14 protein-coding genes are annotated in these 15749 nt (G+C 73.8%); 5 read left to right on the forward strand and 9 right to left on the reverse strand.

Translation table 11 applies throughout. The features are described 5' to 3' along the window. Positions 1-193: 193 nt before the first annotated feature. From ACIA5F_RS21030 to miaA, 4 genes are all read right to left on the reverse strand, one after another. Positions 194-1636 (reverse strand): M1 family metallopeptidase, encoded by a 1443-nt coding sequence (locus ACIA5F_RS21030; RefSeq protein ID WP_399355118.1) that lies wholly within the window; start codon positions 1634-1636, stop codon positions 194-196. A gap of 120 nt (positions 1637-1756) precedes the next feature. Continuing rightward, the gene (locus ACIA5F_RS21035) at positions 1757-3847 is read right to left on the reverse strand and encodes a RelA/SpoT family protein (RefSeq protein WP_399355120.1); all 2091 of its coding nucleotides are present in this window, start codon (positions 3845-3847) and stop codon (positions 1757-1759) included. Between the two features lie 179 nt (positions 3848-4026). Continuing rightward, positions 4027-4638, reverse strand: a complete 612-nt coding sequence (locus ACIA5F_RS21040) for a hypothetical protein (RefSeq protein ID WP_399355122.1) — start codon at positions 4636-4638, stop codon at positions 4027-4029. 125 nt (positions 4639-4763) lie between these two features. Next, complete coding sequence (miaA, locus tag ACIA5F_RS21045) at positions 4764-5702, reverse strand: tRNA (adenosine(37)-N6)-dimethylallyltransferase MiaA (RefSeq protein ID WP_399355124.1); 939 nt, start codon at positions 5700-5702, stop codon at positions 4764-4766. A gap of 221 nt (positions 5703-5923) precedes the next feature. Between miaA and ACIA5F_RS21050 the strand changes: the two genes are divergently transcribed. Further along, positions 5924-6082: a hypothetical protein gene (locus ACIA5F_RS21050; RefSeq protein ID WP_399355126.1), complete on the forward strand. Its 159-nt coding sequence runs from the start codon at positions 5924-5926 to the stop codon at positions 6080-6082. 23 nt (positions 6083-6105) lie between these two features. Next, the gene (locus ACIA5F_RS21055; protein WP_399355128.1) at positions 6106-6351 is read left to right on the forward strand and encodes an antitoxin; all 246 of its coding nucleotides are present in this window, start codon (positions 6106-6108) and stop codon (positions 6349-6351) included. Between the two features lie 223 nt (positions 6352-6574). On the opposite strand, the gene ACIA5F_RS21060 is transcribed toward ACIA5F_RS21055, so the two are convergent. Continuing rightward, the gene (locus ACIA5F_RS21060) at positions 6575-7306 is read right to left on the reverse strand and encodes a hypothetical protein (RefSeq protein ID WP_399355130.1); all 732 of its coding nucleotides are present in this window, start codon (positions 7304-7306) and stop codon (positions 6575-6577) included. A gap of 255 nt (positions 7307-7561) precedes the next feature. After that, complete coding sequence (gene miaB / locus ACIA5F_RS21065) at positions 7562-9085, reverse strand: tRNA (N6-isopentenyl adenosine(37)-C2)-methylthiotransferase MiaB (protein ID WP_399355132.1); 1524 nt, start codon at positions 9083-9085, stop codon at positions 7562-7564. 129 nt (positions 9086-9214) lie between these two features. Here miaB and ACIA5F_RS21070 point away from each other — a divergent pair, with 129 nt between their 5' ends. Then, entirely contained in the window at positions 9215-10207 is a 993-nt protein-coding gene (locus ACIA5F_RS21070) for a TAXI family TRAP transporter solute-binding subunit (protein ID WP_399355134.1), read from the forward strand. 40 nt (positions 10208-10247) lie between these two features. Here the strand turns inward: ACIA5F_RS21070 and ACIA5F_RS21075 are convergent, their stop codons facing one another. The 3 genes from ACIA5F_RS21075 to ACIA5F_RS21085 form a co-directional block, all read right to left on the reverse strand. Further along, complete coding sequence (locus ACIA5F_RS21075; protein WP_399355136.1) at positions 10248-11231, reverse strand: ROK family protein; 984 nt, start codon at positions 11229-11231, stop codon at positions 10248-10250. A 112-nt stretch (positions 11232-11343) separates the two neighbouring features. Beyond that, a complete protein-coding gene (locus ACIA5F_RS21080) occupies positions 11344-12756 on the reverse strand; it encodes an ATP-binding protein (protein ID WP_399355138.1) in 1413 nt (470 codons plus the stop codon). A 10-nt stretch (positions 12757-12766) separates the two neighbouring features. Beyond that, complete coding sequence (locus tag ACIA5F_RS21085; RefSeq protein ID WP_399355140.1) at positions 12767-13471, reverse strand: response regulator transcription factor; 705 nt, start codon at positions 13469-13471, stop codon at positions 12767-12769. 379 nt (positions 13472-13850) lie between these two features. On the opposite strand from ACIA5F_RS21085, the gene ACIA5F_RS21090 reads away from it, so the two are divergent. After that, complete coding sequence (locus ACIA5F_RS21090; protein WP_399355142.1) at positions 13851-14636, forward strand: amino acid ABC transporter ATP-binding protein; 786 nt, start codon at positions 13851-13853, stop codon at positions 14634-14636. A gap of 127 nt (positions 14637-14763) precedes the next feature. Beyond that, positions 14764-15618: a glutamate ABC transporter substrate-binding protein gene (locus tag ACIA5F_RS21095; RefSeq protein ID WP_399355144.1), complete on the forward strand. Its 855-nt coding sequence runs from the start codon at positions 14764-14766 to the stop codon at positions 15616-15618. Positions 15619-15749 lie beyond the last annotated feature (131 nt).

Below are 15749 nucleotides of genomic sequence, written 5' to 3' on the forward strand. Positions count from 1 at the left end.
TCGGATGCGTCCGCGGCGGTCAGTGGGCCGGAGGGCCGGGAACTGCCGCCGTACGTGACATGACTGCGTGCCGTACAGAGCTACCTGCGATGACTACGTGCCATAACCCATGACACTGCCACGTCCAACGTGTCACACCGCCCGGGGATTCCCGAACGGCCTCGTCGATGGTGACATGCCCGTTCTCCGTCCGTCACACCCTTTTCGGGCCGCCCCACTCCGGGTGGCCGGGCATCGCCGGGGTCGTCGTCCCGTACAGCCACGGCTCCAGGAAGGCCCCGAGGTCCCGTCCCGCCTCCTGCGAGGCCAGGCGGACGAAGTCGGCCGTACCCGCCGTCGCGTCCCGGTGCTCGGCCACCCAGCGGCGCTCGACCCGGTCGAACGCCTGGACACCGATCTCCTGCCGCAGCGCGTACAGGATCAGCGCGGACCCGTCGTAGACCACCGGCCGGAAGAGGCCGACCTTCTCGCCGGGCGGGGCGGGCTTCGGGGCGGCCGGGGGGCCTCCGGCGGCCCGCCACTGGTCGGAGCGCTGGTACGCCTCGCGCATGCGCCGTTCCAGGGAGTACTTGCCGAGCCCGTCCGCGTACAGGGCCTCGTACCAGGTGGCGTGACCCTCGTTGAGCCACAGGTCGGACCAGGTCCGGGGGGTGACGCTGTCGCCGAACCACTGGTGGGCCAGCTCGTGGACCATGACGGACTCGACGTACCACTCGGGGTAGCCGGGGCCCGAGAACAGGGCGTTCTCGAAGAGCGAGAGGGTCTGGGTCTCCAGCTCGAAACCGGTCTTCGCCCGCGCGATCAGCACCCCGTAGTTCTCGAAGGGGTAGCGGCCGACCCGCTCCTCCATCCACGCGACGTGGCCCGGGGTCTTCTTCAGCCAGGGCTCCAGCCGCTCCCGGTCGGCGGCGGGCACCACGTCGCGCAGCGGCAGCCCGTGCGGTCCGGTGCGGTGGACGACGGCGGAGTGGCCGATCGAGACCTGGGCCAGCTCGGTCGCCATCGGGTGCACGGTCCGGTACGTCCAGGTGGTCGCGGCGCCCCGGCGCAGCGCGGGGGCGGCGGGCACTCCGTTGGCGACGGCCGTGAGCCCTTCCGGGGCGGTGATCCGGAAGGTGAAGAACGCCTTGTCGGAGGGGTGGTCGTTGCCGGGGAAGACGCGGTGGGCGGCATCGGCCTGGTTGGCCATGGCCAGCCCGTCCTCGGTGGGCACCCAGCCTCCGTCGGCGGCCCCGCGCGGGTCGCTGGTGTGCCGGACCGTGATGTGCAGCGGCGCGCCGGACGCCACCGCCCGCGCGGGGGTCAGTACGAGGTCCTCCCCGGCGCTCTCGAACCGTGCGGGCTCCCCGTTGACCTCGGCGGACGCGACCGTTCCGTGGGTGAAGTCCAGGTTGATCCGCTCCAGCGGCTCCAGCGAGCGGGCGGCGATGACGGTGACGGCGTCGAGGGGGGTCCGGTTGTCCTTGTAGGTGAAGGACAGGTCGTACGAGAGGACGTCGTACCCGGGGTTGCCGAGCTCCGGGAAGAGCCGGTCGCCCAGGCCCAGCGGGGTCGGCGGGGGGAGCACGGCGGCGACGAGGGTGAGGGAGGCCGCGGCGAGCAGGGCGGCGCGCAGACGGGGTGGGGTGAGCTGCATCCACCACCCCTTACCAGCGCCCGTCGCCCGCCCGCGCGCGGCGCGCGCCGGGACCACCCGAACGAGGCCCTTCGCCGGGCCGCCCGCACCGCGGCCCGTGGGCCGTGGGGCCGGGGCGGGTCAGGCGCGGCTGACGTCGTACACGCCCGCCACGTCCCGCATGGCCCGCATCAGCGCGGGCAGGCCCGCCGCGTCGGGGAGCTGGAGGGTGTACGTGTGCCGGACCCGCTGTTCGACCGGCGGTTCCACGGTCGCGGAGACGACCTCGACGCCTTCCCGGGCGATGGCCTCGGTCAGGTCGGCCAGCAGGTGGGGGCGGCCGAACGATTCGGCGAGCAGGGTGACCCGGCAGTCGGCGGTGGCCCGCCAGTGGACGGCGACGGGGGCGCGCCCCACGGCGCGCATCCGGGCGACGGCGGCGCACTGGACCCGGTGCACGGTGACGGCCCCGCCCCGGACCACGAACCCGGCGACCGCGTCCGGCGGCACCGGGGTGCAGCATCCGGCCAGCCGTACGGGGGCGTCCGGCAGGTCGGCGACCGCGTTGCCCCCGTCGCCGCGGGCCCCGATCACGGAGAGCGGCGCCCGCGCGGCCGTGGTGGTGGCCATCGCCCGGTCGGGATGGGACTGGAGCCAGCTGCTGATGGCGATCCGGGCGGCCGGGGTCCGCGCGTGCTCCAGCCACTCGGCGGCGGGGCCGGAGGAGGCGTCCTGGGCGAGCAGCAGCTGCACGGTGTCGCCGTCGGAGAGCCGGGAGGCCAGGGAGGTGAGGCGCCCGTTGACCCGGGCGCCGATACAGCCGTGGGCCGCCTCGCCGTACTGGGCGTAGGCGGCGTCGATACAGCTGGCCCCGGCCGGCAGGCTGATCGCGGCGGAGGCGCTGCCGTCCTCCCGGAACACGGTGATCTCCCGGTCCTGGGCCAGTTCCGCGCGCAGGACGCTCCAGAAGGTGTCGGGGTCGGGCGCGGACTGCTGCCAGTCGAGCAGCCGGGAGAGCCAGCCGGGCCGGGTCGGGTCGACCCGCTCCTCCTCCGGGTCGGCCGGGACCTCCGGTGCTCCGGTGGCGTACGGGTTGCCGAGGGCGACCACCCCCGCCTCGGCGACCCGGTGCATCTGCCGGGTCCGCACGATGACCTCGGCGACGTATCCCTCGGGGGTGGCGAAGGCGGTGTGCAGCGACTGGTAGAGGTTGAACTTCGGTACCGCGATGAAGTCCTTGAACTCCGAGACGACCGGGGTGAAACAGGTGTGCAGCTCCCCCAGCACCCCGTAGCAGTCGGCGTTCTCGCCGACCAGGACGAGGAGGCGGCCGAGGTCGGAGCCGCGCAGCTCGCCGCGTTTGAGGGAGATCCGGTGGACGGAGACGAAGTGCCGCGGCCGGATCTGCACCTGGGCGGCGATGCCGGCCTCGCGCAGGACGGTCCGTACGGACTCGGCGATGGCGGGCAGCGGGTCGCGGTCCCCGGAGTGGGCGGCGATGAGGGCGCGGGTGTGCGCGTACTCCTCAGGGTGGAGGATCGCGAAGACCAGGTCCTCCAGTTCGGTCTTGAGGGCCTGGACGCCGAGCCGTTCGGCCAGCGGGATCAGGACGTCGCGGGTGACCTTGGCGATGCGGGCCTGTTTCTCGGGGCGCATCACGCCCAGGGTGCGCATGTTGTGGAGGCGGTCGGCGAGTTTGATGGACATCACGCGGACGTCGTTGCCGGTGGCGACGAGCATCTTGCGGAAGGTCTCGGGCTCCGCGGCGTCGCCGTAGTCGACCTTTTCGAGTTTGGTGACGCCGTCGACGATGAAGCGGACCTCGGCGCCGAACTCCTCGTGGACCTGATCGAGCGTCACCTCGGTGTCCTCGACGGTGTCGTGGAGGAGGGAGGCCGTCAAGGTGGTGGTCTCGGCGCCGAGTTCGGCGAGGATCAGGGTGACGGCGAGCGGGTGGGTGATGTAGGGCTCGCCGCTCTTGCGCATCTGACCGCGGTGCGAGGACTCCGCGAGGAGGTACGCCCGCCGCAGGACGGACAGGTCGGCGTCCGGATGGTGGGCGCGGTGCGCCTCGGCTACGTGGCCGATGGCGTCCGGGAGCCGGTCCCGGGAGACCGGCCCGAGCAGGGCGGCGCGCCCGAGTCGGCGCAGATCGAGCCTGGTCCGGCCCCGTCTGCTGAGTTCGGGGCGTGCTTCGGGGTGTGCATCGGGGTTCGTGGCCTCTGCACTCATGGGCACCTCCGGCGGCTTCGACCGGCGGTGGCGGGCATGGGGTGAACCCTCAGGGCCGGTGCCTGATGTTACCGACCCCACCACGTGGCTCGGTCCACCTCTTGTCCAGCGTGAAACGGATCACCCATTGGAGGGACGCCCCGGCCGGAAGCGCTCAGGTCACGGGGCGGGTCACGGGGTCAGCGGAGCCGGGCGACCCGGTAGACGGCGAGGGCGACGACGACCAGGGCGGCCAGGGCGTACAGCGCGGCCGTCCGCCAGTCGCGGCGGCGCCCGCTCCCGCGCGGCGGGAGTCCGGGCCACGCGTAGCCCACGCGGCGCGCGGCCGTCATCCCCCAGCCGCCGGCGCAGCAGCTGATGAGGAAGCCGAGCATGGCGACGACGGCGCCGCCGTCGCCGAACTCGAAGGCGAGGGGGAAGGCGAACATCAGCGAGCCGGCCGCGGCCAGCCCGACGATCGGGGCGATCTGCCAGAGGCGCAGGCGGCGTTGCGGGCGCAGTTCCACCTCGAACTCGGCCGCGGAGGCGGCCGTGGCCTCGGTGGGGTCGGGGGCGTCCGGGCCGTCGGGGGTCAGGCGCGCGGGCTCGGCGGGCAGCCCGAGCCCGTCGGCTCCGTCGAGCCCGTCCGGTACGCCGGGACCGGCCGGTGCGTCCGGTCCGTCCAGGGCGGCGCGGACGGGCGCCGCGCCGGGACCGTGCGGTCCTGCGGGACCGCCGGGCGGTACCGGACCGGCTTCCCGCCGGATCTGGTCGCCCCGCCCGGTGTCACGAGGGCCGGCCTCCATCGCCACGCGCCCTCCCACTCGGACTTCGTACGTCGCCGTTCACCACCGGTGACGGTACCGGCGGAAGTTTGATGATGGCACGCCACGACGCCCCGGACAGGCGCCCGGGGCGTCCCGATGCCATGACGTGATCAGGCTGTGACCGCTCGTTCGACCAACGACCGGGCGAGTCCGGGGAGTTCCCGCCGGTCAGCGGCGGCTCCGCTGAGCCAGTGCACGCGTGGGTCGCGGCGGAACCAGGAGTCCTGGCGGCGGGCGAACCGCTTGGTCGCCCGGACCGTCTCGGCCCGTGCCTCGTCCTCGGTGCACCCGCCCGCGAGCGCCGTCAGCACCTGCTGGTAGCCCAGGGCCCGGGAGGCGGTGACCCCCTCGCGCAGCCCCTGGGCCTCCAGCGCGCGGACCTCGTCCACCAGCCCGTCCTCCCACATCCGGTCGACCCGCAGCGTGATCCGCTCGTCGAGCTCGGGGCGGGCCACGTCGACGCCGATCTGCACCGTGTCGTAGACGGAGTCGTGGCCGGGCAGGTTGGCGGTGTACGGCTGCCCGGTGATCTCGATGACCTCCAGCGCGCGGACGATCCGGCGGCCGTTGCTGGGCAGGATCGCGCGGGCGGCGGCGGGGTCGGCGGCGGCGAGCCGGGCGTGCAGGGCGCCGGGGCCGCGCAGGGTGGCCTCCTCCTCCAGCCGGGCCCGGACCTCCGGGTCGGTGCCGGGGAACTCCATGGCGTCCAGGGCGCCGCGCACGTAGAGCCCGGAGCCGCCGACGAGGACCGGGGTGCGGCCCTCGGCGAGCAGCTTGTCGATCTCGGCGCGGGCGAGGCGCTGGTACTCGGCGACGCTCGCGGTCTCGGTGACGTCCCAGACGTCGAGGAGGTGGTGGGGGACCCCGCCGCGTTCCTCGGCCGTCAGTTTGGCCGTACCGATGTCCATCCCCCGGTAGAGCTGCATGGAGTCGGCGTTGACGACCTCGCCGCCGAAATGGCGGGCCAGGGCTACGCCCAGATCGGACTTTCCGGCCGCGGTGGGACCGACGACGGCGATGACCCGCGGGGCGGGGGCTGCTTTCCTCACCGCCCCAGTCTCGCAAACCCCACGGCATGTACCCGATCGGGTTACGTGACGGAAGGGGATCGGGGTCGTTGCCCTGGCGAGGTTCCGGCCCGGCGCAGGCCCGGTGGAGGCCGGTCCGGCCAAGGCGGAACTTCACTCGCACGAGTAACGTTATGGGAGTAGACATGGGCGTTTTTGATCGGTTTTTTCGTCGCAAGGACGCGGTTCCGGCCGAGGAGGCCGTGACCGTGCCCCCCGCGGCGGAGTCCGGACCGGCTTGCGAGGCCGGGGCCGGGCCGGCTGTGGCGGAGGTTCTGGCGGCGGAAGCCGTCGAGATCCCGAAGCAGCAGTCGGCCGAGGTGACCGCGGACAGCGGGACCGGAGAGAACGCCCGTTCGTAGCGAACGCCAACGGAAGGTGACCCATGGGCCTGCTGGACAATCTGAAGGCCAAGCTCGCGCCCGCGAAGGACAAGGTCGGTGACCTCGCGCAGCAGCACGAGGGCAAGATCGGCCAGGGTCTGGACAAGGTGGCCAAGGCCGTGGACTCCAAGACCAAGGGCAAGTACAGCGGTCAGATCACGAGCGGCACGGGCAAGGCGAAGGAAGCCCTGGGCAAGATCGCGCACAAGGACGACACCGGTGGCCCGAAGCCGCCGGCGGCTTCCTGACCATGGCGCGGGAAGGGGGGGGGGCCCCCCGGGGCCCCGCCCCCGCCCCCCTTGGGCGGCGGGTGGGTGGCGGCGCGGGCCGGCCCCCCCCCCCCCCGCGCGGCGCCCGGGGGCCCGCCCCCCCCCGGGGGGGGGGGGGGGGGGCCGCCCCCCGCCCGCCCCCCCCCCCCCCCCCCGGCGGGGGGGGGGGGGGCCCCCCCCCCCCCCCCCCCCCCAGGACCGGTCAGGACCAGGTGGCGACGAAGTAGCCGACCCCGTACGGGGCGTCCTCGTACAGCAGCCGGCCGCCGAGCCCCGCGCCCTCTGCGGCGCCCGCCAGGACCTGCCAGGGGGCCCGGCCCGCGGCCTTGAGCTCGTGGGCGAGCACGGGCTCCAGGGCGGCGAGGGCGGCGGTGTCCGCGGAGCCCAGGGCGCGGGCGGCGGCGGCGTCGAAGGCGGCGGCGCGGTCGTCGAGGTAGCCGGGGGCCTTCAGGCTCCGGCAGGCGCTGCCGTCACCCATCACGAGCAGCGCGACGCGGTCCGCGCGCGCGGCGAGTTCCCGGCCCGCCTCCAGGCACCGCGCGGTCTCCAGCGCCTCCCCGGCCCCGAACCCCTCCACGGGCGCGGAACCCCAGCGCGCGTGGTGCAGCAGCCAGGCGCCCACGGCGAGCGGGGCGGGCAGCAGGCGCGGCCCCTCCTCGCCCTCCCCGAGCTGGACGGGGCCCGGCTCCCCCAGGTGGACGCCGGTCTCCGCGCCGAAGCCCCGGAAGCTTCCGCGGGAGCCCTGCGGGTAGGGGCCCTGATGGTCCGGGTCGGCGGCGCCGACCACGACCAGCAGGTCGGGGCGGGAGGCGGCGAGGACCGCGAGCGCGTCGGAGCAGGCGGTACGGGCCGCGGCGAGTTCGGCGGCGGCGCCCGCGGCGACCTCCGGCACGAGCAGCGGTGGGGCGGGGCAGACAGCGGCGGCTACGAGCATGATCCGCAGCCTAGCGCCGCGCCGGGCGACGTTCGCCCCGTCGCGGCGTCCGGCACGCACTCCCGCCGCACCGGGACCACGCACCGGACGCCGCTCCTCGACGGGAGAACATCGCCCGACGCGGCACAAGCGCCCGGAGCCCGTGGACCGGGGCGGCCTCACCCGGCCGGCCCCGGGCCCGCGGCCCGGACCACGGACCGGGTCCGGGCCGGGACGGGCGGCGGGCCGGGACGGGTCCGGGACGGGCGGCGGGGGTCAGGACGCGGGCGCCGCGCAGCCGCCCGTCGTGACCGGGAGCGGGGCCGGGACGCCGAGGGTCGGGATGCCGAGCATCACCCCGGCCGGCTGGGCCGGGGCGGCGTTGCGCTTCTCCCAGGCGTCCCCGGCGCGGGTGCGGCGCACGGACAGGGTCGGGCCCTCGGCCAGCAGGTGGTGCGGGGCGGCGTAGGTGATGTCCACGGTGACCACGTCACCCGGGCGGACCTCGGCCTGCGGCTTGGTGAAGTGCACCAGGCGGTTGTCGGGGGCGCGGCCCGAGAGGCGGGCGGTGGCGCCGTCCTTGCGTCCCTCGCCCTCCGCGACCATGACCTCCAGCATGCGGCCGACCTGCTTCTTGTTCTCCTCCCAGGAGATCTCCTCCTGGAGGGCGACCAGGCGCATGTAGCGGTCCTGGACGACCTCCTTGGGGATCTGCCCGTCCATGTCGGCGGCGGGGGTGCCGGGCCGCTTGGAGTACTGGAAGGTGAACGCGTTCGCGAAGCGGGCCTCGCGCACGGCGTGCATGGTCTGCTGGAAGTCCTCCTCGGTCTCGCCGGGGAAGCCGACGATGATGTCCGTGGAGATCGCGGCGTGCGGGATGGAGGCGCGCACCTTCTCGATGATCCCGAGGAAACGCTCCTGCCGGTACGAGCGGCGCATCGCCCGCAGGACCGTGTCCGAACCGGACTGGAGCGGCATGTGCAGCTGCGGCATCACGTTCGGGGTCTCGGCCATCGCCGCGATCACGTCGTCCGTGAAGTCGCGCGGGTGCGGGGAGGTGAAGCGGACCCGCTCCAGGCCCTCGATCTGCCCGCAGGCCCGCAGCAGCTTGCTGAACGCCTCCCGGTCGCCGAGGTCGGAGCCGTAGGCGTTGACGTTCTGGCCGAGCAGGGTGATCTCGCAGACGCCCTCGGCGACCAGGGCCTCCACCTCGGCGAGGATGTCGCCGGGGCGGCGGTCCTCCTCCTTGCCGCGCAGCGCCGGGACGATGCAGAAGGTGCAGGTGTTGTTGCAGCCGACGGAGATCGAGACCCAGGCCGCGTAGGCGGACTCGCGCCGGGTCGGCAGCGTGGAGGGGAACGCCTCCAGCGACTCGGCGATCTCGATCTGCGCCTCCTCCTGGACGCGGGCGCGCTCCAGCAGGACGGGCAGCTTGCCGATGTTGTGCGTACCGAAGACGACATCGACCCAGGGGGCCCGCTTGACGATCGTGTCGCGGTCCTTCTGCGCCAGGCAGCCGCCGACGGCGATCTGCATGCCGGGGCGCCTGGTCTTCATCGGGGCGAGCCGGCCGAGGTTGCCGTACAGCTTGTTGTCGGCGTTCTCACGGACGGCGCAGGTGTTGAAGACCACCACGTCGGCGTCGCCGTCGGAGCCCTCGGGTGCGCGGACGTAGCCCGCGTCCTCCAGCAGACCGGACAGCCGCTCGGAGTCGTGCACGTTCATCTGGCACCCGTAGGTGCGCACCTCGTAAGTTCCCTTAAGGTCCACTGCCCGGCTCCGGTCGCTGCTGCTGGTCATGGAACAAGGGTAGGCGGTAGCCGGCGGCCCTCCGTTCCCGCAGGCGTCCGGGCCGTGACAGGAGGGCGGGCGGGTGGCAGGATCGCCGCCATGCCTCTCGCCCCTCCCCGGCCGTCCGGGACATCCAGGATGCCCCGGACACCCCGGGGCGGCGGGCGCCGTGCCCTGCGGGCCCTGGTGGCCGTGGTGGCCGCGCTCGGGGCGCTGCTGTGGTGGCTGAGCCCCTTGGGGGCTCCCGGGCCCGAGGGCGCGCTGACCTTCAGCACGGGGGTGCGTACGGGGGTCTACCACCGGTACGGCGAGCTGCTGGAGCAGGCGCTCGCGCGGGAGATGCCGGAGGTCGCCGTCCGGCTGGAGACCAGCGAGGGTTCGCAGCAGAACCTGCGGCGGGTGGCCGCCGGGGAGGCGGACTTCACCGTGGCGACGGCGGACGCGGTCGCCCAGTACCAGCTCGACCGCAAGCCCGGCGCCGAGCGGCTGCGCGGCTGCGCGCGGCTCTACGACGACTACATCCAGCTGGTGGTGCCCGCCGGGTCCCCGGTGCAGTCGGTACGGGACCTGCGCGGGAAGCGGGTGGCGGTCGGGCAGAGCGGGTCGGGGGTGCGGCTCATCTCGGAGCGGCTGCTGACGGCGGCGGGGCTGGACCCGGCCGCGGACGTCACCCCGGTCTCCCTCGGCATCGACACCGTGCCGGCCGAGCTGGAGGCCGGGCGGATCGACGCGTTCTTCTGGTCCGGCGGCCTGCCCACGAGCGCGGTGCGCGAGCTGTCGGAGCGGTTCGCGATACGGCTCGTGCAACTCGGTGACCTGGTCGAGCCGCTGCAGGCGGGCGGGGGCCCGGCGCGCTACTACCGGGCGGCGGTGATGCCGCAGGACGCGTACACCTGGGCGCGCAACACCTCGGCCGTGGCGACGCTGGCCGTCCCGAACCTGCTGGTGACGCGGGAGGACACCGGGGACGAGCTGACGGAACGGTTCACGCGGACGGTGATCCTGAGCCGGGACGGCATCGGGGACGAGGTGCACGCGGCGCAGCTGGTGGACCTGCGGACGGCGATCTACACCGATCCGCTGGAGCTGCACGAGGGCGCGCGCCGCTACTACCGGTCGGTCAAGCCCTGACGGCCGGGCCGCCGGATCACCGGGCCGCCGGCCTCCGGGGTCACCCGCCGGGCAGGAGCACGGCCGCCGAGGCGGCGGCGCCGATCAGGCCCGCGTCCGTGCCCAGGGCCGCCGGGACCACCCGGAGCCCCTGGACGAAGGAGAGCGCGGCATAGCGTCCGAGGTGGGCGCGGACCGGACCGAAGAGGGTCTCCCCGGCGGCGGCGACCCCGCCGCCGATGACCGCGATGTCGGTCTCCACGAGGGTCGCGGTGGCCGCGACGGCGGCGGCCAGGGCGCGGCCGGCCCGGTCGAAGGCGGCCAGGGCCACCGGGTCGCCCGTCCGGGCCGAGGCGGCCACGCCCGCCGCCGTGGGGTCGTCCGCCGGGGTCCAGCCGTGGGCGAGGGCCCAGCGGGCGATGGCCGTGCCGGAGGCCAGGGACTCCACGCAGCCGTGGCCTCCGCAGGCGCAGGGCTCGCCGTCGAAGTCCACACTGATGTGGCCGATGTGCCCCGCGTTGCCGGTGGGGCCGGTGTGGAGCCGGTTGTCCAGGACGAGGCCGCCGCCGACGCCCGTGGAGACCACCAGACAGAGGGCGTTGGCGTGGCCCCGGGCCGCGCCCAGCCAGTGTTCCGCCGCCGTCATGGCCACGCCGTCGCCCACGAGGACGGTGGGGAGGGTGGCGCCGTGGCGGGCCAGCTCCGCCGCCACCCGGTCCCGGACCGGGAACCGCCGCCACGCCCCGATGTTGACCGGGCTGACCGTGCCCCGGGCGGTGTCCACCGGGCCCGCGCTGCCGATGCCGCAGCGGACCGCCGAGGGCCAGGCCGGGTCCGCGGCGAGGACGGCGACGACCTCCGCGACCGCCGCCATCACCCCCTCGGCGTCGGTGGTGCGCGGGGTCGGGCGGCGGACCGTGGCCGTCATCGTGCCGCCGGGACCGACCAGGGCTCCGGCGATCTTCGTGCCGCCGATGTCGATCGCCACCGTCGGGCCGGTGGCCGCCGCCCTCGGGGCGGGCGGGTCGGGGCGGTGCGTGGTCACGTCGGCGGCTCCGGGGAGGGGTCGGGGGTTCCAGTGTGCGGGCGGCGGGGACGGGCCCGGACTCCGGCCCGTGGACGAGGCGCGCGCACGCTCCGCCCCGGCCGGCCCGGGGTCAGGAGGCGTGCGGGCCGGTGCGCGGGACGGACACCGTCACGCGCAGCCCGTGCGGCGGGTTCGTCCCGTACGCGAGGGAGCCGCCGCCCGCGGTGAGCAGGGCGCGGGAGATCGAGAGGCCGAGCCCGGAGCCCCGGACGTTCTGGTGCCGGCCGCTGCGCCAGAACCGGTCGCCGACGCGGAGCAGCTCCTCCTTGGTCAGCCCGGGTCCCCGGTCGGCGACGACGACGCGCGCGCACCGCCCGGCCGCCGAGACGGCGACCTCGACCTCCTCCCCGGCGGGGGTGAACTTGAGGGCGTTGTCGATCACGGCGTCGAGCGCGCTGGAGAGGGCGATGGGGTCGGCCCAGCCCGTGACGGCGGCCCGGCCCGTCGCGGTGAGCCGGACGCCCTTCTCCTCGGCGTACGGGCGCCAGGCGGCGACCCGCTCGGCGGCCAGCGCCCCGATGTCGGTGAGGCTGATCTCAGCACTGGCGTGCTCGGCCAGCGCCAGGTCCAGCAGGTCGTCCAGGACCTGGGCGAGGCGTTTGCCCTCGGTGCGCACGGAGGCGATCTCCTCGTTGCCCTCGGGCAGTTCGAGGGCGAGCAGTTCGATCCGCAGGAGCAGCGCGGCGAGCGGGTTGCGCAGCTGGTGGGAGGCGTCCGCCACGAACGCCCGCTGCTGTTCCAGCACCTCTTCCACGTTGTCGGCCATCTCGTTGAACGAACGGGCCAGGCGGCGCAGTTCCGGTGGCCCCCCGGAGGCGGCGACCCGGGAGTTCATCCGGCCGGTGGCGATGCCGTGGGCGGCGGCGTCCAGGGTCCGTACGGGTTTGAGCACCCAGCTCGTGAGCCGCAGGGCGGCGCCGAAGGCGACGAGCATGGCGGCGGCGAGCCCGCCCGCGATCAGCAGCCAGCCCTCCAGGATCCGGCCGCGCATCAGGTCGGTCGGCGACTCGGTGGCGACGACCGCGACCACGTCCCCGTCGAGGACGACCGGTGAGGCGACGAGGAGCCGGCCCTGGGTCTGCCAGGGCCACACCTGGGGCGGGTCGTGGCTGCGCCGCCCGGCCAGCGCGTCCTTGAAGGCGCGCCGGGCCTGCCCGTCGTCGGGCAGCCCCCACCAGCCGGGAGAGCGGACCATGGCGTTGTCGTCGCGGTAGAAGATGCCGACGCGGATGCCGTACAGCTCCTGGTAGCGGGCGAGTTCGAGCTGGAGGGTCTGGCGGCGCTCGTCCGCGCCGGCCCCGCCGGAGCCCTCGGCGTCGACGACGAACTGGGCGAGGGCGGCGAAGCGGGCGCTGTCGTCGATCCGGTCGACCACCACGTGCTGCTGCTGTCCGGCGGCCAGGCTCACGGCGAGCGGGAGACCGAGCGCGAGCAGGGCACCCGCCATCAGGACGACGAGCAGCGGGAGCAGCCGGGCGCGCACGGCGGGACCGCTAGCGGGCGGCCGGGGTGACGAGCCGGTAGCCCACCCCCCGGACGGTCTCGATGAGGGCGGGCAGCGCGAGCTTGGAGCGCAGCGAGGCGACGTGGACTTCGAGGGTGCGCCCGGTCCCCTCCCAGCTGGTGCGCCACACCTCGCTGATGATCTGCTCCCGGCGGAAGACGACGCCGGGCCGCTGGGCGAGCAGGGCCAGCAGGTCGAACTCCTTGCGGGTCAGGGGCACGTCGCAGCCGTGCACGCTGACCCGGCGGGTGGGCAGTTCGATGCTGACGGGGCCGAGCCGGACCAGGGCGGGCGTGCCGGTCCCGGCGGCCGCGGCCTCCTCGGAGGGGCCGGTGCGGCGGGCGACGGCGTGGATGCGGGCGAGGAGTTCGCCGGTGTCGTAGGGCTTGACGACGTAGTCGTCGGCGCCCATGTTCAGGCCGTGGATGCGGGAGCGCACGTCGGCCCGCGCGGTCACCATGATCACGGGGGTGGTGGTGCGCTTGCGGATCTTGCCGCAGACCTCGTAGCCGTCCTGGTCGGGCAGGCCGAGGTCGAGGAGGACGACCCCGAAGGGCGGGGCGGAGGCCGGCAGCAGCGCCCGCAGGGCCTCCTCGCCGCTGCGGGCGTGGGTCACCTGGAAACCGTGCCGGGCGAGGATCGCGGACAGGGCGGCGGCGACGTGGTCGTCGTCCTCGACCAGCAGCAGTCTCACGGCGTCCCCTTCCCGTTCTTGCTCGTCGTTGCTTCTTGCTTGTCGTTGCTTGCCGACTTCTTGCGCTTCTTGGCTTCTTCTCGTCGCGCTCGTGCCCGTGTCTCGTCGCGCTCGTGGTCGCGCCGGCGTTCCCCGGGCGTCCTGCGGCCCGTTCGTTCCCGGCCACCTTGCATCCACGCCGATACGGACTCCCACGTCAAGGGGGTCGGGGCCCGGTGCGGCTTCCGTTATCCACCCGGTACGAGCACAGGGGTCGCAGGTACGGAACGTATCCGGGCGAGGCCGGATCGTTATCCTCAATTCTCCCTCAGATGTGGTGACGGTGTCCCCACCTCGTCACTACTGTCCTCCCAACCGAGGAGGACGGAGCAAGAAGCCGATGAGCGGAGTATCAGTGACCAAGGACGTGCAGGACGCGGCCGGTGCCGCGGACGGCCTGGTCGTACTGAGCGACGTCAACAAGCACTTCGGCGCGCTGCACGTGCTTCAGGACATCGATCTGAGCATTGCCCGCGGTGAGGTCGTCGTCGTGATCGGTCCCTCGGGATCGGGCAAGTCCACGCTGTGCCGGACCATCAACCGCCTGGAGACGATCGACTCGGGCACCATCACGGTCGACGGCCGGGAGCTGCCCTCGGAGGGCAAGGAGCTGGCCCGGCTGCGCGCCGATGTCGGCATGGTCTTCCAGTCGTTCAACCTGTTCGCGCACAAGACGGTGCTGCAGAACGTGATGCTGGGCCAGCTCAAGGTCCGCAGGACGGAGCAGGCGGCGGCGCTGGAGAAGGCGCGGTCGCTGCTGGACCGGGTGGGCGTGGGCTCGCAGGCCGACAAGTACCCGGCGCAGCTCTCGGGCGGCCAGCAGCAGCGCGTGGCCATCGCCCGCGCGCTGGCCATGGACCCGAAGGTGATGCTCTTCGACGAGCCCACCTCGGCGCTCGACCCGGAGATGATCAACGAGGTGCTGGAGGTCATGCAGCAGCTCGCCCGGGAGGGCATGACGATGGTCGTGGTCACGCACGAGATGGGCTTCGCCCGCTCCGCGGCCAACCGGGTCGTCTTCATGGCCGACGGGAAGATCGTCGAACAGGCCACGCCCGAGCAGTTCTTCAGCAACCCGCGCAGTGACCGCGCCAAGGACTTCCTGTCGAAGATCCTGCACCACTGAGGGCCCGGCCCGGCGGTCGCTCCCGTTCCACAGGACGGACGACCGCCGGGGCCGTTCCCGTAGGCGGTGCGTCTCGCCGCATTCGTCGCTCGTCGTCCCACACCGTCTCATCCGAGGGAAGTTCACCATGAAGGTTTTCAAGACCGGTGCGGTCGCGGCCGCCGTCGTCGCCCTGGCCCTGACCGCGACCGCCTGTGGCGGTAGCAGCACCAGCGGCAAGGCCGAGGGCGGCGAGACCGGTGGCGCCAAGAAGGACAAGGTCGTCATCGGCATCAAGTTCGACCAGCCGGGCGTGGGCCTGAAGACCCCCGAGGGCACGTTCACCGGTTTCGACGTCGACGTCGCGACGTACGTGGCCAAGGAGCTCGGCTACCAGCCGGACCAGATCGAGTTCAAGCAGGCGATCAGCGCCCAGCGCGAGACCCTCATCGCCAACGGTGACGTGAAGTTCATCGTCGCGAGCTACTCGATCACCGACAAGCGCAAGGAGAAGGTCGACTTCGCCGGCCCGTACTTCCTCGCCCACCAGGACCTGCTGGTCCGCGCCGACGAGAGCACCATCACCAAGGCCGAGGACCTGAACAAGAAGAAGCTCTGCTCGGTCACCGGCTCCACCTCGGCGCAGAACGTCAAGAAGACGCTGGCCCCCGAGGCGGACCTCCTGGAGCTCCAGGGCTACTCGGAGTGCCTGACCGGTCTGGAGAACAAGACCGTCGACGCGCTGACCACGGACAACTCGATCCTGGCCGGTTTCGCCGCGCAGGAGAAGAACAAGGGCAAGTTCAAGCTGACCGGGCTGAGCCTGAGCAACGAGAACTACGGCATCGGTCTGAAGAAGGGCGACAAGGAACTCCAGACCAAGATCAACGCCGCGCTCAAGAAGATGGCCTCGGACGGCGCCTGGGAGGCGGCCGTGACGAAGAACTTCGGCCCGGCCGGCTACAAGAGCGAGCCCGCCCCGCAGATCACCGAAGGCAGCTGATTCCCCGGTGAGGTGGGGGGCCCCCCCCCCCGGGGGGGCGGGGGGGCCCCCCCCCCCCCCCCCCGGGGGGGGGGGCGGGGGGCGGGTTGTTGGTTTTTGTGTTTTTGGGGTGGGGGCAGGGAGGCGGGCTC

Origin of the sequence: Streptomyces sp. NPDC051567 (genome assembly GCF_044454165.1) — a bacterium.
Taxonomy (GTDB): Bacteria; Actinomycetota; Actinomycetes; order Streptomycetales; family Streptomycetaceae; genus Streptomyces.